The sequence below is a fragment of the Methylobacterium sp. 17Sr1-1 genome (genome assembly GCF_003173775.1).
Classification (GTDB): Bacteria; Pseudomonadota; Alphaproteobacteria; order Rhizobiales; family Beijerinckiaceae; genus Methylobacterium.
In genome coordinates this window covers 323,947-342,011 of sequence record NZ_CP029552.1, presented here as the reverse complement: position 1 = coordinate 342,011, position 18,065 = coordinate 323,947, and the positions used below count along the sequence as shown (strand labels likewise).

Genomic DNA, 18,065 nt, shown 5'->3' with positions numbered 1-18,065 from the left:
TCTCACTCGTCTGGCACCCGGTCGAGAAGCGCCGCCGCGGCGGTATCGAGGGGCGCCAGATGTTCGGTGACGACAGACCAGGGCACGACCGGGTCGATCCTGCGATAGTCATGGCGGAGCATGTTGCCGAGGCCGTGGATCTGCCGCCATGGCACCGATGGCTCCAGCGCCTTCAGATCGGGCGGAATGTGCTTGGCGGCTTCGGCGATGATCAGCAGTGCGTGCTGCACGGCCCGCATCATGGCCCAGCTTCCGGCGAGCATCTCGAAGGTCGCCTCCTTGGTCAGGTCACGAATGCCGGCGATCTCGCCCCGGATATCGAGCAGCCAGATGCGAGGCGAATGGCCGGCCATCAGAACACCCTGACCGCATCCCGTTCGATCGTCGGACGCAAGACCGGATGCAGGCCGCTGCGCGTGCCGTAATCCACCCGGGCTCCCACCGCGGCCTCGATTGCTTCGTAAGCCGCCATGAACGGCAGGAAGCCGAATGTCACGCCGGGCGCCGGATCGACGAACACGTCGATGTCCGAATCGTCCCGTGCCTCGTCCCGGGCGTGAGAGCCGAACAGGTACAGCGAGGCGACGCCGTTCGCCCGCAGGGCGGGCTCGGCGGATTTCAGGCGGGCCAGGATCTCCCGACAATCGCCTCGTCGCGGCGCATGCGATGATGATAGGGCCTCTTGCGCCGGTTCCCACGCGGGACGGCGAGACGAGGGCTCAGGATCCGTGAATTACCGCCACGCCTTCCACGCCGGCAACCACGCCGACGTGCTCAAGCACTGGGTGCTGACCCGGGTGCTGGCGCATCTCCAGCGCAAGGCGACGCCGTTCAGGGCGATCGACACCCATGCGGGCCTCGGCTTCTACGATCTCACCGCCGACGAGGCCGGGCGCACCGGCGAGTGGCACGACGGCATCGGCCGCCTCGACGCGCCCTTCGCTGAGGACGTGGAGGCGCTGCTCAGCCCCTACCGCGCGACGGTGGAGGCGGTGCGGGCGCGCCACGGCGCGACGATCTATCCCGGCTCACCGGCGCTGATCCGCGAGTTCCTGCGCCCCGGCGACCAGGGCGTGTTCGTCGAGCTGCACCCGGCCGACGGGGCGGTGCTGCATGCCCGCTACAACCAGGATTCGCGCACCAAGGTGCTGGCCCTCGACGGCTGGACGGCGCTCCCCGCCCTGATCCCCCCGAAGGAGCGCCGCGGCCTCGTGCTGATCGACCCGCCCTACGAGGTACCGGGCGAGATCGAGCGCCTCGGCCGCGAACTCCTGAAGGCGGTCACGAAATGGGCGACGGGCACCTACCTCGCCTGGTACCCGATCAAGGACGCCGCCGCGATCGACCGCCTCGCCGCCACCCTCGACGCCGCCCTGCCCCGGCCCGCCTTGCGCCTCGACCTGCTGATCCACCGGCCCGACCCGACGCGCCTGAGCGGCAGCGGCCTCATCGTCGTCAACCCGCCCTGGACCCTGCGCGAGGAGGCCGACATCGTCCTGCCGGCTCTGGCCGAGCGCCTGGCGCAGGGCGGCTACGGCGCCTTCCGCTGCGCCCCGCTCGGGCCGCCGGCCTGAGGGGCATCGCCCGGGCGTCTCAGCGCACGGTCGAAGAAGGCGACGATCGCGGCGTTGAAGCGGGCGTGGAAGGCAGCCCGGTCGAAGCCGGGCGCGCTGGCGCAGATCTCCGGCGCAGCCGCCACCAGATCGGGGGAGCAGGGCGCCAGGATGTCGTAGTGGCGCGCGCCCTCGGCGACGTGATGGTCGGGCGGGTGCGGCAGCGCGGCGGCGACCGGCTCGACGTAATGCGGCGCGGGCAGAATCTCGTCGTCCCCCGCCTGCCAGAGCTGCACCGGCGCGGCGATGGCGGCGAGGCCCGATCGGGTGAAGGTGAAGCCGAGGGCGGGAGCCGCGACGACCAGGGCGGCGAGGCGGGGAGCGGGGGTGAAAGCGGCCGGCCGCAGGTGTCGTCCGCGTGCCGCCTCCGCCGCGATCAGGCGGCAATCGTAGACGTCCGGACTCGCTTCGCAATGTGGTCCGACCCGGTCGAGATCGGGCCGTCCGCCCGCCGCGGCCAGGACGGTGAAGCCGCCGGCCGAGAAGCCGAAGGCGCCGACCCGCGCGGGATCGATGGTCGCGCCGCCCTCACCGGCAACCACGGCGGCGACAATCGCTCCGAATTGACGGACCCGGCCAGCCACGTCCAGCACGCGGCTACGGTCGCGCCAATCGTCGCCGGCGTGATCCAGGGCCGCCACGACATAGCCGGCCTGCGCGAGCGCGAGGGCGGTGTCGGCATGGCTCGTCCGGCTCCCGCCGGTGCCGTGCGACAGGACGATCAGGGGCAGGCCGCGCCCGGCGATGGCCGCACCCGGTGCGACGCTCTGGACGAAGGGTCCGACCTGTGTCGGACGCGGCGCGGCCTCGGTCGGATACCAGAGCGCGACATCCAACGGCGGCCCGTCTCCCTCCGAAATGGCGAGGGTTCGGAATCCGGCGTGTCCCGCCCAGGCCGCTCCGGGCAGGCTCCCGGCCAGCAGGCAGAGCCCCATCAGCATCCCCGAGCGTCTCATCATGGTCGTTCCCCTTGTAAGCGCCTCCGTCATGGGCTCGGGGAGCCCCACCCGCAGCTGGTACTTCGCCAACGGGCGAGCGGGTTCGCGGCCGGGCGGGCGGCCAGGCTTCCCACCGCATTCGTGCGCAGCTAACCTGGCGGCATGATCGCACGATGCTGGCCCGGTCCCGGGCATCCCCGGACGCGCGCCGGCGCGGCGCTCACCACCGCCGGCGTGGGTCTCGGGCTGATCGGCCCGTTCGGGAGCTACCTGAACGGGTCGTCCGCCCTCCTGGTCGCCTACTGGGTCGGATGCCTGTGGCTCGGGGCCATCCTGCTCGCGGCGGCCGCGACGTGGCTGGTGCCGTGGATCACGCGTCGGGGCGTAACCGCCCCGGTCGCCCTGGCCCTGGCCGCCGCGGTCGTGGCCCTGCCAGCAGGATTTCTGTCCCGGATCATCGCGAGCGGCCTCTGGCCGGGAGTCGTCGCCCGCGTGCCGCTCCCCGAATGGTACGGCCAGACGCTCCTCGTCCTGCTCATGCTCGCGGCCGGCCGGGCACTTCTGATGACGCGCGAGCCTCCTGCCCCGTCATACGACTTCCGATTGATCGCTTCAGACGATCCTGTCGGATCGCTTTCGAGATGCGGAAGTCGGCTTCGCTCCGGCGCCGTGCGGGCTGATGATACGATTTCCAGGAGGCATCTTCCGGAAACCGTATCACCCGCACCGCCGACCGTGTGCGGCCTGCTGGACCGGCTGCCGCCACAGATCGGGCGCGACATCCTCGCATTGCAGATGGAGGACCACTACGTCCGGGTGCACACCCGCAAGGGGAGCGCCCTGGTCCTGATGCCGCTGCGCCAGGCGGTGCAGGAGGTGGGACACCGACCGGGTCTCACCGTGCACCGCTCTTGGTGGGTGGCACGAGATGCCGTGACCGGCTGGAGGCGGGACGGCCGCAACATCCGCCTCGTGCTGGTCGGCGGGCTCGACGTTCCGGTGGCCCGCGCCCGTCTCGTCGCCGCGCGCGAGGCCGGCCTCGTCGGCTGATCTACCGCAACGCCACAGCAGCGTGACGCCATTGGTGACGCTCTTGCCGACCCGCCTGACGCTCACGCCGCGATCCGCCCGTCCAGCGGAAAGACCTTGGCCGGGTTCATCAGCCAGGCCGGGTCGAACACCGCCCGCACCCGCATCTGCTGGTGCAGGTCCTGCTGCGCGTACTGATAGGTCATCAGGTCGCGCTTCTCGATGCCGACGCCGTGCTCGCCGGTGAGGCAGCCGCCGACCTCGACGCAGAGCTTCAGCATCTCCTCGCCGGCGGCCTCGGCCTTCTCCATCTCGCCGGGCGTGTTGATGTCGAACAGGATCAGGGGATGCAGGTTGCCGTCGCCGGCGTGGAAGACGTTGGCGCAGCGCAGACCGTAGGATTGGGTGATCTCGCCGATGCGCTCCAGCACGCGGGGCAGCTGCCCGGTCGGGATGGTGCCGTCCATGCAGATGTAGTCGGAGATGCGACCCGTCGCGCCGAAGGCCGACTTGCGGCCCTTCCAGATCGCAGCGCTCTCGGCCTCCGACTGCGAGACCTTCAGGCTCGTCGGGTTGAAGGGCCTGGCGATCTCGACGATGCGGGCGAGCATCGCGTCGCACTCCTCCTTGCAGCCCTCGACCTCGATGATCAGCATCGCCTCGGCGTCGAGCGGGTAGCCGGCATGCGCGAAGGCCTCGCAGATCGTGATCGCCTCGCGGTCCATGTACTCGATCGCCACCGGGATGATGCCGGCGCCGATGATCGCCGCCGTGCAGGCGCCCGCATCCTCGACCGTGCCGAAGCCCATCAGCGCCGGCCGCGCTCCTTCAGCGGCGCGCAGGATCCGCACGGTCGCCTCGGTGACGATGCCGAGCTGGCCTTCCGAGCCGCAGACGAGGCCCAGAAGATCGTAGCCGGCGGCATCGAGGTGGTCGCCGCCGATCTCGACGACCGTGCCGTCGATCATCACCAGGGTCACACCCATCAGGTTGTTGGTGGTGACGCCGTATTTGAGGCAGTGGGCGCCGCCGGAGTTCATCGCGATGTTGCCGGCGATGGTGCAGGCGAGCTGGCTCGACGGATCGGGGGCGTAGAAGAAGCCCTCGTGGGCCACCGCGGCGCTGATGGCGAGGTTGGTGATGCCGGCCTGGACACGGGCGGTGCGGTTGGAAAAGTCGACGTCGAGCACCCGGGTCATCTTGGCGACGCCGAGGATCACCGCGTCCTCCTGCGCGATGGCGCCGCCGGCGAGCGAGGTGCCGGCGCCGCGCGGCACCACCTTGACGCCCTGCGCGTGGCAGTAGCGCAGAACCGCCGAGACCTCCTGGGTGGTGGAGGGCAGCACCACGGCGAGCGGCATCTTGCGGTAGGCGGTGAGCCCGTCGGTCTCGAAGGCGCGGCGCTCGTCCTCGCTGGTCACCAGGGCCTCGGGCGCGACGAGGCCGCGCAAGCCCTCCACGATCGCGTCGCGGCGGGCGAGGATCGCGGGGTCCGGGGGCGGGAAGGCGATCGTCATGGCGTGTCCTCTCGGATTCTTCTCGGATCTTGCGTCGCGGGCCTAACTCGGGCCGGTCCTTGGTGCGCCATCATACCGGAGGCGAGGGAGCGCGCCCATCCCGCGCCCGTGTGGGCGGCTGCCCCGCACCTTGGTCCGATTGCGCGCGACCGCGGCAGAGCTTCTTTTCGCCGCACGGGACCCGGCGCGAACCGTCGGCGTTTTTAACTGTACCAATCTGCAGGCTGGGCCATATCCCCTGGGCCGGTCGCGAACGACGTCCGTTGGAGGGAACCTCATGCGTCAGCTCATCCTCGGTGCCGCCCTGGCGGCTCTCCTGCCCTTCGCCGCCCAGGCCCAGAGCGCGGGCGACGCGGCCGCCGGCGAGAAGGTCTTCGCGCCCTGCAAGGCCTGCCACGCCTTCGGCAAGAACGGCGTCGGCCCGGACCTCACGGGCGTCATCGGCCGCAAGGCCGGCACCCACGAGGGCTACAACTACTCGGCCGCGATGAAGAATTCCGGCCTCACCTGGGACGAGGCGACGTTCCGGGACTACATCCACAACCCGAAGGCCAAGGTGCCGGGCACCAAGATGATCTTCGCCGGCATCACCGACGACAAGAAGGTCGCGGACCTGATCGCCTATCTCGAGACCAAGAAGTAGGTCCCGACGCGGCCCCGGCGGCGTCCGCCGGGGCCTTCCGTTCGGCGTCTCTCGGCGCCGCGGACGCTTCCGTCGAGGTGCTCTCAATCGGCGACGCCGTCCCGGCCCTGGACGGCCATCAGGGTAGCGGTGAGGAGCGCGACGAGCTTCTCGCCGCCCTCGCTCTCCGAAAAGACCTCGGCCTGCGCGAGGGTCAGGGTGCGGCCGGCCTTGACCACCCGGCCCCGCGCCAGGATGCGGCGGCCGGCCGCCGGCGCGAGCAGGTTGATCTTGAACTCCGCCGTCAGCACCCCGGCGCCGGGCGGCATCAGGGTCAGGGCGGCGTAGCCCGCCGCGCTGTCGGCGATGGCGCTCACCGCCCCCGCATGGACGAAGCCGTGCTGCTGCGACACGGCGGGACCGGGCACGAGCGCGATCTCGACCGCGCCGGGCGCCACCGCCTCGAGCGTGGCCCCGAGGGTGCGCATCAAACCCTGCCTGTCGAAACTGGCGCGCACGCGCGCTTCCGGTGTCTGGTCCGTCACAGGGCCCCTCCCGCGGGATTTTTCTTGTAGAGGTCTTGAGGCACGGCCGCGGCCGCGCTGTCCAGCATTCTCACCCTCCGAGGCCTCATGACCTCCCCCGATTCCGACCCGGCCGGGTGGCGGCCCTTCGACGATCCGGGCTTCCTCTCCCTGGTCGGCCCGGTCCTGCTGCGCGAGGACGGCGAGGCGGTGAGCTTCGCGTTCCGGGCCGGGCCCAAGCACGCCAACCTGATCGGCGTGGTGCAGGGCGGCATGATGATGACCTTCGCCGACCGGGCGCTGGGATTCGCCGCCATGCGGGCCGCCGGGGGAGCGAATTGCGTCACGGTGCAGTTCGAGATGCAGTTCGTCTCGGCCGGGCGCATCGGCGAGACGATCACGATGACGCCGCAGGTGGTGCAGCGCACGGCGAGCCTGGTCTTCCTGCGCGGCGACGCGGTCTGCGATGGGCGCATCGTCGGTGCCGCCACCGGCGTGTGGAAGATCCTGCGCCGCCGGCCGGAATCGGGGCCGGCCTGACGCGGCCGGTCTGCGTCAGGCGCGGTCCGGGCCGGCAGCGGCACGTCGGGGGTGCCTCAATTGGTGAGCGTCGGGTAGGCGCTCGTCGGCCCGATCCCGTGCGGCACCGGCACTTTGCTCGCGCCGTAATTCGCGTTGACGACGAGACGCGGCGCCTCCGACAGCGCGAGCCTCCGCGCGACGATGGCGGTGTATTCCGACTGGTCGGCGACGACCTGGTTGGCGGAGACCAGGAAGGTGCCGCGCGGCAGGTAGATCGTGCCGACGAGACGGCGGGCGTTGTCGCTCATGATCTCGAACACGCGGTTCGCCGGGGCCGCGCGGTCCTCGAAGAACAGCAGGCCTGCCATCGTACGCGCCATCGGCTCGTCCAGCGGCGCGCTGAGCGAGACGTTCGAGCGCGGCATGAACTGGATCGGCCGGGCGACATCGTCGTCGTCCGGATCGACTGGCCCGGTGAAGTAGAAAGCTACCCCCTCCCCGGTCAGCGAGGCCGGCGGGAGCGTTGTCGACGCAGTCGGGCAGCGCAGGCGAGATTTTATCCTTTGCGACACTCGCTTGCGATAACAAAGACAGGGAACGCGCCTGAAACGACCGGATCCATCTTTCACAGATTCCGAACCGACCACGAGCGGGCCGTCCTTTATAATGTAGATTCCAGGAGTGAGCTTGACACTGGCTCCCGCCTTCAGGATGAGGCCGCCGCAATAAACTCCGGGTGTCAGAACTGTGTTCTGGTTTTCCACCTCGACGGGACCCAGGCGGGGGTTGTTGAGGCAAGGCCCCATGGGTGGGGCGACGCGGCCGGCGAGCGGATCCTTGATCGCCGGGCAGCCCGTGATCGGCGCGGGCTGGTAGTGCTGGGACGAGCCGGCATAGCCGCCGACCGCGCAGGATTTCATCGCGCTCAGCTTCGACGAGTCGCGGGCATCGATCGCCGCCGCGGACGCCGACATCGCGTAGACGGAGCAACCGGTCGCGGACACCTGGGCGTCGTCGTTCAGGCCGATGGCCTGCCCCGCCTTGTCCTCCAGCGCCACGACGCACACCCTGGACGTGCCGACGATCTCGGCGGTCGCCTTGACGACGATGTCGGTCAGGTACGGCGTGACGAGCTTGGTCATGATCGCGTGCTTGCGCTGCGACAGGGTGAGCGTGACGCCGGTCGGTGTCTGGTCGCGCTCGTTGGCCGGCACGATCGCGAAGGGATCGTCCCCCTGTCTCTGGCGATAGACGGGCTCGATCCCGAGGTTGATCCATTCGTCGCGGATCTTGCTCTCCGCCATGCTGTCCGTCTGGCCCTTCGCCACGGCCCAGGCCCGGCCCTTGTCGAAGCCGCCGACCTGCATGTCGGACGCGACGGCGAGCGCGGTGATGTCGACGAGATTCTGGAGTTTCTGCTTGCGGAGCAGCCAGGTCGCGTAGTCGACGCCGATGCCGACGCAACCCAGGACGACGGGAGCAAGGAACGCGAAAGCGAGGGCGACGCCTCCGCGTCGGCTGCGGACGAAGCAGCCGACGCGAGCTGTAACGACGCGGAACATAAGCATCTTATCCTATTTTTCAGATATTTTAAGCGCAAATTTGCGAATAAATAATTAATAATATACATTATATTATAGATTACACTGAATTTATCAATGAATAAAAACCAAATTTGGTCATAACGAGGATCTGTCTTAGGATATTTGTCTTTGATGTCACAGGATATATCTACGTCAAGTGATATTGATGCAACGTCGTATCGATCACAAGTTGCTTCGTCGCCACGAATGCCATCGTGGTCGGGACACTCGGCCCGCCTGACCCGCATCGGCGCACCCGCTCTGCATCGAAGCGGCCGGGGAGCGATGAACAGCCATGTTCAGGCCGGTCGACGGCGCCATGCCCCGGTCTCGCACCGGCGCGCCTGCACAACCCGTTCCGATCCGCTATGTAGAGCGGGATGACGCACGATCCGAACGGCACCCCGCCCGGCGGGGTCCTCGAACGACTGACCGCTTCCCTGGGCGCGGAGGGCGCGCGGCGCGGGCCGCCGCCGGTCGAGCGCTGGAACCCGGACTATTGCGGCGAGATCCCGATGCGCATCGCCGCCGACGGGACCTGGCACTACAACGGCAGCCCGATCACCCGGCCGGCCCTGGTCCGGCTGTTCTCCACCATCCTGCGCCGCGACCCCGACGGGCGCACCGTGCTGGTGACGCCGGTGGAGCGGGTCGGGATCGAGGTCGAGGACGCGGCCTTCCTGGCGGTCGAGATGGCAGTGGAGGGCGAGGGCGAGGCCCGCGCCGTCGCCTTCCGCACTAACCTCGACGACGTCGTACCCCTCGACGACGCCCACCCTCTGCGGTTCGAGCGCGACCCGGAGGGCGGGTTCAAGCCCTATATCGCCGTGCGCCACGGCCTCTGGGCCCGCCTCACCCGGGCGCTCGCCTACGACCTCGTGGCTTTGTGCGAGGAGCGCGAGGAGGCGGGGGAGACCTGGTTCGGGCTGCCCGCCGGCGGGCGCTTCCACCGCATCGCCAAATCCGCGGAACTCGGGGCGGCCGAAGTGTCGTGACCGATCTCGTCGCGTCCACCGCCCTCGACGCCTTCCTGGAGCGCGCCCGCGCGCGCCTGCGGCCCGAGCCGCCGGGCCCGCACGACGCGACCTCGAACCCGCCATCCCTTCCCCCTCGTGGCGACCACGACCTCGAGCCCGACGTGCTGGAGGCGGCGCTCGCCCGCCCGCCGCGTCTCGCCGCGGTGCTGGTGCCGGTGGTGCCGCGCGACGACGGGGTGTCGGTGCTGTTCACCCAGCGGTCGGCGCATCTGCGCGACCATTCGGGCCAGATCGCCTTCCCGGGCGGCAAGATCGATCCGGCCGACTCCTCGCCGCTCGCCGCGGCCCTGCGGGAGGCCGAGGAGGAGATCGGGCTCGACCGTGCGGCGGTGACGCCGCTCGGCTACCTCGACCCGTACCTCTCGGGCACCGGCTTCCTGGTGACGCCGGTGGTCGGGCTGGTGGCGCCGGACGCGACGCTCACGCTCAACCCGCACGAGGTGGCCGACGCCTTCGAGGTGCCGCTCGCCTTCCTGATGAATGTGGCCAACCACGCCCTGCACAGCCGGGAATGGCGCGGGCGCCAGCGCCGCTACTACGCGATCCCCTTCGGCGAGCGCTACATCTGGGGGGTGACCGCCGGCATCGTGCGCAACCTCTACGACCGGCTCCACGATGCGGACGAGCCTGCACCCCGATAGGACCGCCACTCCGATAGGACCTCATGGCCCGCGCGCTGATCGACGACGTCCTGCTGTTCCTGCTTCCCTTCGCGGTCTTCGCGGTGTGGCTGACCTTACGCCAGCGCAGCCCCCTGCGCTGGGTCCACTGGAGCGACCACGCCGCGCGGCTCGCCATCGCGGGCGCCGCCCTGGTCATCCTGTCGTTCGTGGTGGTGGCGTTCACCGCCGAGCGGCACCGGGACGGCTTCGTGCCGACCCATATCGAGAACGGCCGGGTGGTGCCCGGGCAGTTCCGGTGAGCACGGCCCTCGACGAGGCCGCCCTGCGGCGCGTTCTGGCGCGGCCGCGCCTCGCCCGCGTGCTCGCCGCCCTCGACGCCCCGGGCGAGGAGACCCGCCTCGTCGGCGGCGCGGTGCGCGACGCGCTGCTCGGCCGCCCGGTCGCCGATATCGACCTCGCCACCACGCTCCTGCCCGAGGCGGTGGTCGCGCGCGCGGGTGCGGCGGGCCTGAAGCCCGTGCCGACCGGCATCGCCCACGGCACCGTCACGGTGGTGGCGGAGGGCGAGCCGTTCGAGGTGACGACCCTGCGCGAGGACATCGAGACCGACGGGCGCCACGCCGTGGTGCGCTTCGGCCGCGACTTCTCCCGCGACGCGGCCCGGCGCGACTTCACCGTCAACGCCCTCTCGGTCACGCCGGACGGGCGCGTCCACGACACGGTCGGGGGCCTCGACGACCTGGCGGCGGCCCGGGTGCGCTTCATCGGCGAGGCGCGCCAGCGCATCCGCGAGGATTACCTGCGGGTCCTGCGCTTCTTCCGCTTCCACGCCCGCTACGGCGCCGGCGACCCCGACCCGGAGGGGCTCGCCGCCGCGATCGAGGCCCGGGACGGGCTGGCGCAGCTCTCCCGCGAGCGGGTGCGGGGAGAACTCCTGAAGCTCCTCGTCGCCCCCGGGGCGCCCGCCGTCACGGCGATCCTGTCGTGGACCGGCCTGCTGCAGCGGCTGATCGGCGGGGTCGGCGATCTCGGCCGCCTCGCCCGCCTCGCCGCCGCAGAGGTCGAGGTCGGGGTCGAGGCCGACCCGGTGCGCCGCCTCGCCGCCCTGGCTTTGCGCTCATCCGTCGATGCCGACCGGCTGCGGGAGCATTTGCGCCTGTCGAAGGCCGAGCACGCGCGGCTCATCGCGTTCGCGGGGGCGGAGGCCGCCCTGCACGGGGCGCTCGCCCCCCTGGCGCCGGCGGATGTGCGGCGCCTCGTGGCCGTGCACGGGGCGGGGGCTTTGTCCGACGCCGCCCTGGTGCTGACCGGCGAGAAGCGGCCGGAGCTGACGCCGGAGGCGGGTGAGGCGCTCGCGCGGTTTGCCGCCGGCGCCGAGCCGGTGCCGGTCCTGCCGGTCACCGGGGCGGCGCTCGTCGCGGCGGGCGCTCCCCCCGGCCGCGCCCTCGGCCGGGGCCTCGCGGCGGCGCGCCGGGCCTGGCTCGCGGAAGGGTGCCCGACCGACGCGGCCGCCAAGGCGCGCCTGCGCGCGCTCGCCCTCGCGGCGGCCGGCGGAACCCCCGAAGATGCCGTCCGTTCGCCCCATCCCAAGAGCTAACTTTCCCAAGAGCTAAGGTTTCCGGGCTCGCCCCGGAGGAAGGACCGGGATGGCGCGGATCGCGATGGCATTCGGGATGGTGGGCGCGGCGGTTGCCGGGGCGGTGGCCCTGTCCTACCTGGCGAACGGACTACGCCAGGCCGGCCAGGGGCAGCAGGCCAAGCCGGGCTGAGCCACGCCAGCGCGCGGGAGTTCCGGCCTCCGGGCTCCCCGCCGTGGATCGGTTTGCCGCCGGATGGGTTATGATGCCTTGCCGCCGCGGGCCCGCTTCGTGCCTCGCCCCTCACGCGAGGCGCCGTCCGGCGCCGCCCGATGGAGACCGACGACCGATGCAGCCCCTGCTCCGCACCGCCCTGGCCGCCGCCCTCGTCCTCGGGACCTCGCGGCCCGGCGGCGCGCACGAGCTGTGGCTGACCCTCAGCACCGTCGACCAGGTCCCGCAGGTCCGGGTCAATTACGGCCACGCCTCGAAGCGCGAGGCGCCCCGCGCGCCCCAGCTCATCGACCTCGTCGCCCTGACCCAGGACGGGCGCACGGACTTGCGCGCCGGCCTCAAGCCCGCCCCGCCGGACGTGCCCCCCGCCCTGCTGGCGCCGCTCGGCACGAAGCCCGGCCGCACCCTGGTCGCGGCGACCTACGATGCCGGCTACTGGACGACGCTTCGCGACGGCACCCGCCTCAACGCCAGCCGGCGCCTGGTGACGGAGGCCCGCGAGGGCCGCTGGTCGGTGAAATACGCCAAGGCCGCCTTCGGCCCCGGCGCGCCGTGGCTGCGGGTCGTCGGTCACACCCTGGAGATCGTACCGGTCGAGGTCCCGGGCCCGACCGCGGGGGCGATCCGGGTGCGGGTGCTGTTTCGCGGCGCGCCGCTGCCCGGAGCCGACCTCTATTACGGCGACAGCGGCATGGAGCCGGAGCGGGCCGGCGTGCCGGCCTACACCACCGACCCGGAGGGCATCGCCACGGTGCCGATCCGCAAGGCCGGCAGCCAGGTGCTCACGGTGACCCAGACGGTGAGCCCGTCCGCCACCCCGACGCTCGCCGACGAGGACGTCTACACCGCGACCTTCGCGTTCCGGCTCGACGAGCCGCCGGTGAATTGAGGGCAGGCCTCAGACCTCAGGCACGACCGGATCGATCGGCGCGACCACGCAATCCTCCGCGCTGCCGTCCTCGTGCACCAGCATCGCGAAGGTGCCGGGCGCCGACAGCGTGGTCATGTGGGCGTGCCACGCCCCGCTGCGATAGACGATGCCCGTATCGCCCGGCACCCGGAAGGCCAGCAAGCCGGCCTCGTCCGGTCGCCCGCCGGCATCGGGCGCCACCACCACCAGGTACGCGCCGACGGCGAGCGGCAGGAAGCTCTGCGCCGAGTGCGGGTGGCGCTCGAGCCGCCGCAGGGGCATCGAACCGGTGAAGGGCTCGCTGCGGATCAGCGCGAGGTTGAGGGGAACATCCGGACGCCCGTTCTCGATCGCGGCCGCGCGATCCTGGCGCGGGCCCGATGCCGGGCCGACCAGCAGCGTGCCGTACGGCGCGAAGGCCTCGGCGGTGATCGGCTCGATCGGAAGGGTGCGCATCTCGGATCCTCTCAGCGGTTGTCCTCCCGTATCAGGTCCGCGCCCTTCTCGGCGATCATCATCACGGCGGCCTGGGTGTTGGCCGAGACCTCGGTCGGCATCACGCTGGCGTCGATCACCCGCAGGCCCTCCAGGCCGCGCACCCGCAGGCGCTCGTCCACCACCGCCTCGGGGCCCTGCCCCATGCTGCAGGTCCCGACCGGATGGTAGATCGTCTGGCCGTTGCGGCGGGCGAAATCGAGCCACTCGCCGTCCGATTGCACGGCCGCGCCGGGGTTGAGCTCGTGGGCCCGGTAGGGGTCCATCGCGGGCTGGTCGATCACCCGGCGGGCGATGCGCATGCCCTCGATCAAGGCCTCCTGGTCGCTGCGCACGGCCAGGAAGTTCGGGCGGATCGCCGGGGGGCGGAGGGGATCGTCCGAGACCGCGTGGATGGTGCCGCGGGACTCGGGCCGCAATTGCGTCACGCCGATCGTCATGCCGGGCTCGCGGTCGAGGGTGCGGTCGGCGGCGTTGGCGTAGCTCGCATGCATGAAGAAGTACTGCACGTCGGGCCCGGCGAGGTCGGGCCGGGTGCGCACGAAGCCGTGGGCGAGGCCGGTGCCGAGGGTGAGGATGCCGCGGCGGGTGAGAAAATACTGCGCGACCGCGAGGCCGAGGCGCCAGCCGCGGGTCGCTTCGTTGAGGGTCACCGGCCGCTTCACGCGCCAGTTCATCCGGGTGGCGTAGTGATCGCGATAATTCTCGCCGACCCCCGGCAGGGCGTGCCGGACCGGGATGCCCGCCGCCGCCAGCACCTCCGGCCGGCCGATGCCGGAGAGTTCGAGCAGGTGCGGCGACTGCACGGCGCCCGCCGCCAGGATCACCTCGGCCCGCGCGCTCACCCGCTCCTCGCGGCCGCCGCGTCGGTAGGTGACGCCGGCGACGCGGCGGCCGTCGAGGTCGAGGCGCAGGACCTGGGCGTTCGTGCGCACCGTCAGGTTCGGGCGCCGGCGGGCCGGCTGCAGGTAGGCGTCCCGGGCGCTCCAGCGCCGGCCGTTGCGCTGGTTGGCCTGGTAGTAGCCGAAACCCTCCTGCGAGGCGCCGTTGTAGTCGGGGTTGTCCGGGTAGCCGGCCTCGGTCCCGGCCTTGATGAAGGCGTCGGCGAGGGGGTTCCTCACCCCGACCCGGGTGACGTGGAGCGGACCGTCGCTGCCGCGAAGCTCCGGGTCGCCGCCCTCGAAACGCTCCAGCTTGCGGAAATAGGGCAGGACGTCCTGCCAGCTCCAGCCGCGGTTGCCGCTCTGGGCCCAGGTGTCGAAATCCTGCGGCTGGCCGCGCACGAAGATCATGCCGTTGATCAGCGTCGAGCCGCCGAGCCCCTTGCCGCGGGGCACCACGATGGCCCGCTCAAAGGTGTTCGGCTCCGGCTCGGTGGCGAAGCGCCAGTTGAAGGCGGCGCCGGTGAGGAGTTTTGGGAAACCCGCCGGGATGCCGACCCAGAACCCGGTCCCCTCCCCGCCCGCCTCGAGCAGCAGCACGCGCGTGCGGGGATCCTCGCTCAGGCGGCTGGCCAGCACGCAGCCCGCGGTGCCCCCGCCGACGATGACGACGTCGAACGCGTCCATGGTCCTCCCCGGTGTTCGTTATTGTCGTTGGTTATGGACCGGCCTCGCCGCGCGGTCGAACCCTCCCCCCCCTCTGCACAGGGCCATCCTTTTCCCCGGACAGCTCCGCCCTCTGCGGGGGAGGGTTCGGGCGCACGCCTTCCCTACCCCCGCGCCAGCACCTTGCCGGGATTCAACAACCCCTCCGGATCCAGCGCCGCCTTGATCCGCCGCGCCAGCGCCATCTCGTCCGGATGCCGGTGCCGGGCGAGTTCGGCGACGCGGTACTGGCCGATGCCGTGCTCGGCCGAGATGCTGCCGCCGTAGCGGTCCACCACGCCGTGCACGAGGCCGTTGATCGCCTCCGAGGCATGGTCCGGCCCGATCAGGACGTTGTAGTGGATGTTGCCGTCGCCCATGTGGCCGAAGGCGTTGACGCGGGTGCCCGGCGCGCCCGCCGCCAGCACCCGGCCGGCCTCGTCGAGAAAGGCGGGGATCGCGGTGATCGGCACCGAAACGTCGTGCTTGACGCTCTTGCCCTCGCGGGCCTCGCACTCGGTCACGTGCTCGCGCAACGCCCAGAGCTCGGCGGCCTGGCGGCCGGATTCGGCGAGCACGCCGTCGAGGGCGTCCTCGCGCTCGAGCGCCGTACCGAGCACGCCCTCCATCGCGTCGCGCAAGCCGGAGAGCGACGAGGCCGCCTCGATCAGCACGCTCCAGCCCGCCTGGCCCACCGGGCTCTTCAGGCCGGCGTGCTTCTCCACCAGACCGAGCGAGGTGCCGGAGATCAGCTCGAAGGCCTGGATGCTGTCGCCGATTTCTTCTTGAGCCAGGGTGAACAGGCGGAGCGCCGCCGCCGGATCGGGCACGGAGAGCAGCGCCGTCGCGCTGTGGCGGGGCTTCGCCACGAGGCGCAGGACCGCCGCCGTGACGATGCCGAGCGTGCCCTCGGTGCCGATAAAGAGCTGCTTCCAGTCGTAGCCGGCGTTGTCCTTGCGCAGGGCCCGCAAGCCGTCGACGGTGCTGCCGTCGGCGAGCACCACCTCCAAGCCCAGCACCAGGCCGCGGGTCATGCCGTAGCGCACCACGTTGATCCCGCCCGCATTGGTGGCGATCACGCCGCCGACCAGCGCCGAGCCCTCCGCCGCGAAGCTCACCGGCAGGAGCCGCCCGGCGGCCTCGGCGGCGTCCTGCGCGATCTTGAGGACGCAGCCGGCCTCGGCCGTCAGCGTCAGGCCGACGGGATCGACCGCGCGGATCGCGTTCATGCGGGCGAGCGACAGCACCACCTGCCCCCCGAGGCGTCCGGCACCGCGCCGCCGGCGAGCCCGGTGTTGCCGCCCTGCGGCACCAGGGCGGCGCCGGCCCCGGCGCAGAGCCGCACCACGTCGGCGACCTCGGCGGTGCTGGCCGGGCGCACCACGCAGGCCGGCCGGCCCGGAAACAGGCGCCGCCAGTCGATCGCGAAGGGGGCCATGTCGGCCTCCGCGGTGAGGAGGCCGGCAGGGCCGAGACGCTCCCCGAGGCGCCGGATCAGGTCGTCGTGCGGGAATGAGTGGGCCGGAAGGGTCATCGGCGTCCTCCGGTGGGTCGCGCGGGTGGGGTTTTCGGGTGGCGCCGGCCTCGCCCGGATGGCGGCCGGGGTCAAGCCCGCACGGCGCAGACCCGGACGCGGCCGATTCGCCGTCGCCCGTCCATCGGGAAGACCATTTTCAGCGTACCGGCCGGACACGGATCGTCATCCGAAGTCCCGGCGAGGGAACGCATCTCGCGCAGCGGAAACTACTTGCTGAAAAGAATAATCTATATAAAAAGTCGCATAAATCCCGACCGGAGACGACGATGCCCGAGCGGCGCGTGATTCTCGTCCTGCCGACGCAGGAAGCGCTGCACGACTCCGCCATGATGAGGCTGAGCGGCGGCAGCGGGATCAGCCGCCGGCTGACCGGATTGCCGGCCCGGGCGGAGATCGACACGGCTTTTTCTGCCGTCCCGCTCGGGGATAGTCAGTCCGGCTCGCCTTTCTCGGTGTCGTCACCCGACGGCGCATCGCACTACGCCGTCCGGGCGACGATCGACGCCGGGGCGGAACTGCCGGCGCTGACGACCGAGGGCGCGGCGATCTTCTCCGACCCGCCGATCGCGCATTTCGCAGCGCCGGCCGGCGCTCCGGGCGGCACCCGGGCGGAGGTGGAGCGGCGCCTCGGCGTGTCCGGGCTCGCCGCGCGCCGGCTCGACGGCGCGGGCGTGGCGATCGCAGTGGTGGATGGGGGCATCAACCTCGCGCACCTGGCCGCGCGCGACGTCGCGGCCTCGCTCGACGCGACGCTGAGCTGGCCGCCCCGTCCGGTCGAGGCCGGCCACCACCCGGTCGGCCCCGGCACGATGTGCGCCTACGGCGCCCTGATCGCCGCCCCGCGGGCGACGCTCCTCGACCTGCCCGTCCTGCCCGAGGCGGGGCCCGGCGTCCTCAGCGACGCGCTCCAGGCCTACGCGCACCTGCTCGCGGTCGTGCGGACGGACAAGCCGCGCTTCAAGGCCCTCGTCGTCACCAATTCCTGGGGCCTCGGCCACGAGAGCTGGGATTTCCCGCCCGGCCATCCCGGGCGCTACGTCGACAATCCGCGCCATCCCTTCAACCGGATCGTCGGGGCGCTCTCCCGCTGCGGCGTCGACATCCTGTTCGCGGCCGGCAACGACGGTCCGGAGCCCCAGAACTCTCCCGGCGGGCGGGCCGGCCCGCGCAGCCGGGCCACCATCATGGGGGCGAACGCCCATCCGGACGTCATCACGGTGACCGGCGCGACCCTGCGGGGCCGGCGCTCCGGCGACGCGCTGCAGGGCCCGGGCATTCCCGGGATGGTCTAAGCCAAGCCCGACCTCGCGAGCTACACCGACTTCCTCGGCTCGGAGGCGGGCGGGCCGGGGAAGGCCGATGCCGGGACCTCCGCCGCCTGCCCGGTCGCCGCCGGCTGCGTCGCCGCTCTGCGGACCCGGCTGCCGCACGCCGCCCTCAGCCCCCGCGACCTCACCGTCGCGCTCCAGGCCGAGGCCAGCCGCCGCGGCCCGTCGAGCTGGCACCCCAGCCTCGGCTACGGGGTGATGGCGCCCCTGCGCACCGCCATGCGGCTGGGGCTGTGAGGCGCAGTTCCGATGATCTCCCAACAGATTTGACACCCTGCATGTCATTCCGGGGCCGCGCACATGTCATTCCGGAGCCGCGCAGCGGAGCCCGGAATGACATGCAGGGTGTCAAATCTGTGGGCCTTGATCGAACGGGCTCTGAGTTCTTCC

18 protein-coding genes and 1 pseudogene are annotated in these 18,065 nt (G+C 71.6%); 10 read left to right on the top strand and 9 right to left on the bottom strand.

Going from position 1 to position 18,065, the window contains the following annotated elements:
* Positions 1–2 precede the first annotated feature (2 nt).
* Complete coding sequence (locus DK412_RS01605; RefSeq protein WP_109970510.1) at positions 3–353, bottom strand: HepT-like ribonuclease domain-containing protein; 351 nt, start codon at positions 351–353, stop codon at positions 3–5.
* A complete protein-coding gene (locus DK412_RS01600; RefSeq protein WP_280953986.1) occupies positions 353–622 on the bottom strand; it encodes a nucleotidyltransferase domain-containing protein in 270 nt (89 codons plus the stop codon). The genes DK412_RS01605 and DK412_RS01600 overlap by 1 nt, the downstream gene beginning before the upstream one ends.
* Before the next feature lie 106 nt (positions 623–728).
* On the opposite strand from DK412_RS01600, the gene rlmJ reads away from it, so the two are divergent.
* Positions 729–1,574, top strand: a complete 846-nt coding sequence (gene rlmJ, locus DK412_RS01595; RefSeq protein ID WP_109970508.1) for a 23S rRNA (adenine(2030)-N(6))-methyltransferase RlmJ — start codon at positions 729–731, stop codon at positions 1,572–1,574.
* Here the strand turns inward: rlmJ and DK412_RS01590 are convergent.
* Positions 1,532–2,572 carry a prolyl oligopeptidase family serine peptidase gene (locus DK412_RS01590; protein ID WP_109970507.1) on the bottom strand — a complete coding sequence of 347 codons (1,041 nt, stop codon included), beginning with the start codon at positions 2,570–2,572 and terminating at the stop codon, positions 1,532–1,534. The two genes, rlmJ and DK412_RS01590, sit on opposite strands and share 43 nt — an antisense overlap.
* A 141-nt stretch (positions 2,573–2,713) precedes the next feature.
* Between DK412_RS01590 and DK412_RS30510 the strand changes: the two genes are divergently transcribed.
* Entirely contained in the window at positions 2,714–3,601 is an 888-nt protein-coding gene (locus tag DK412_RS30510) for a LytTR family DNA-binding domain-containing protein (protein ID WP_204165476.1), read from the top strand.
* Between the two features lie 62 nt (positions 3,602–3,663).
* On the opposite strand, the gene DK412_RS01580 is transcribed toward DK412_RS30510, so the two are convergent.
* Positions 3,664–5,097 (bottom strand): FAD-linked oxidase C-terminal domain-containing protein, encoded by a 1,434-nt coding sequence (locus DK412_RS01580; protein WP_109970506.1) that lies wholly within the window; start codon positions 5,095–5,097, stop codon positions 3,664–3,666.
* Between the two features lie 277 nt (positions 5,098–5,374).
* On the opposite strand from DK412_RS01580, the gene DK412_RS01575 reads away from it, so the two are divergent.
* The gene (locus DK412_RS01575; protein WP_093567675.1) at positions 5,375–5,740 is read left to right on the top strand and encodes a cytochrome c family protein; all 366 of its coding nucleotides are present in this window, start codon (positions 5,375–5,377) and stop codon (positions 5,738–5,740) included.
* Between the two features lie 83 nt (positions 5,741–5,823).
* On the opposite strand, the gene DK412_RS01570 is transcribed toward DK412_RS01575, so the two are convergent.
* Positions 5,824–6,207, bottom strand: coding sequence for a PaaI family thioesterase (locus DK412_RS01570; protein ID WP_109970505.1), 384 nt, complete (start codon positions 6,205–6,207; stop codon positions 5,824–5,826).
* 144 nt (positions 6,208–6,351) lie between these two features.
* On the opposite strand from DK412_RS01570, the gene DK412_RS01565 reads away from it, so the two are divergent.
* On the top strand, positions 6,352–6,783 hold the full coding sequence (locus DK412_RS01565; RefSeq protein ID WP_109970504.1) for a PaaI family thioesterase: 432 nt from the start codon (positions 6,352–6,354) through the stop codon (positions 6,781–6,783).
* A gap of 56 nt (positions 6,784–6,839) precedes the next feature.
* Here the strand turns inward: DK412_RS01565 and DK412_RS01560 are convergent, their stop codons facing one another.
* Positions 6,840–8,327 carry a TadE/TadG family type IV pilus assembly protein gene (locus DK412_RS01560; protein ID WP_162596068.1) on the bottom strand — a complete coding sequence of 496 codons (1,488 nt, stop codon included), beginning with the start codon at positions 8,325–8,327 and terminating at the stop codon, positions 6,840–6,842.
* A gap of 401 nt (positions 8,328–8,728) precedes the next feature.
* Between DK412_RS01560 and DK412_RS01555 the strand changes: the two genes are divergently transcribed.
* The 5 genes from DK412_RS01555 to DK412_RS01535 all read left to right on the top strand — a co-directional run bounded on the left by DK412_RS01555 (position 8,729) and on the right by DK412_RS01535 (position 12,708).
* A complete protein-coding gene (locus tag DK412_RS01555) occupies positions 8,729–9,343 on the top strand; it encodes a DUF1285 domain-containing protein (RefSeq protein ID WP_109970502.1) in 615 nt (204 codons plus the stop codon).
* A complete protein-coding gene (locus tag DK412_RS01550; RefSeq protein ID WP_109970501.1) occupies positions 9,340–10,026 on the top strand; it encodes a CoA pyrophosphatase in 687 nt (228 codons plus the stop codon). Before DK412_RS01555 ends, DK412_RS01550 begins: the two co-directional genes overlap by 4 nt.
* A 23-nt stretch (positions 10,027–10,049) precedes the next feature.
* Positions 10,050–10,307, top strand: a complete 258-nt coding sequence (locus DK412_RS01545; protein ID WP_109970500.1) for a DUF6111 family protein — start codon at positions 10,050–10,052, stop codon at positions 10,305–10,307.
* Complete coding sequence (locus DK412_RS01540) at positions 10,304–11,605, top strand: CCA tRNA nucleotidyltransferase (RefSeq protein WP_109970499.1); 1,302 nt, start codon at positions 10,304–10,306, stop codon at positions 11,603–11,605. Before DK412_RS01545 ends, DK412_RS01540 begins: the two co-directional genes overlap by 4 nt.
* 329 nt (positions 11,606–11,934) lie before the next feature.
* Positions 11,935–12,708, top strand: coding sequence for a DUF4198 domain-containing protein (locus DK412_RS01535; RefSeq protein ID WP_109970498.1), 774 nt, complete (start codon positions 11,935–11,937; stop codon positions 12,706–12,708).
* 9 nt (positions 12,709–12,717) lie between these two features.
* Here DK412_RS01535 and DK412_RS01530 read toward each other — a convergent pair whose 3' ends face one another.
* The 3 genes and pseudogenes from DK412_RS01530 to DK412_RS01520 all read right to left on the bottom strand — a co-directional run bounded on the left by DK412_RS01530 (position 12,718) and on the right by DK412_RS01520 (position 16,344).
* Positions 12,718–13,185: an ureidoglycolate lyase gene (locus tag DK412_RS01530; RefSeq protein ID WP_109970497.1), complete on the bottom strand. Its 468-nt coding sequence runs from the start codon at positions 13,183–13,185 to the stop codon at positions 12,718–12,720.
* An 11-nt stretch (positions 13,186–13,196) separates the two neighbouring features.
* On the bottom strand, positions 13,197–14,792 hold the full coding sequence (locus tag DK412_RS01525) for a choline dehydrogenase (RefSeq protein WP_109970496.1): 1,596 nt from the start codon (positions 14,790–14,792) through the stop codon (positions 13,197–13,199).
* A gap of 143 nt (positions 14,793–14,935) precedes the next feature.
* Positions 14,936–16,344: pseudogene (locus tag DK412_RS01520) on the bottom strand (FAD-binding oxidoreductase).
* 269 nt (positions 16,345–16,613) lie between these two features.
* Between DK412_RS01520 and DK412_RS01515 the strand changes: the two are divergent.
* The gene (locus tag DK412_RS01515) at positions 16,614–17,639 is read left to right on the top strand and encodes a hypothetical protein (RefSeq protein WP_109970495.1); all 1,026 of its coding nucleotides are present in this window, start codon (positions 16,614–16,616) and stop codon (positions 17,637–17,639) included.
* Positions 17,640–18,065 lie beyond the last annotated feature (426 nt).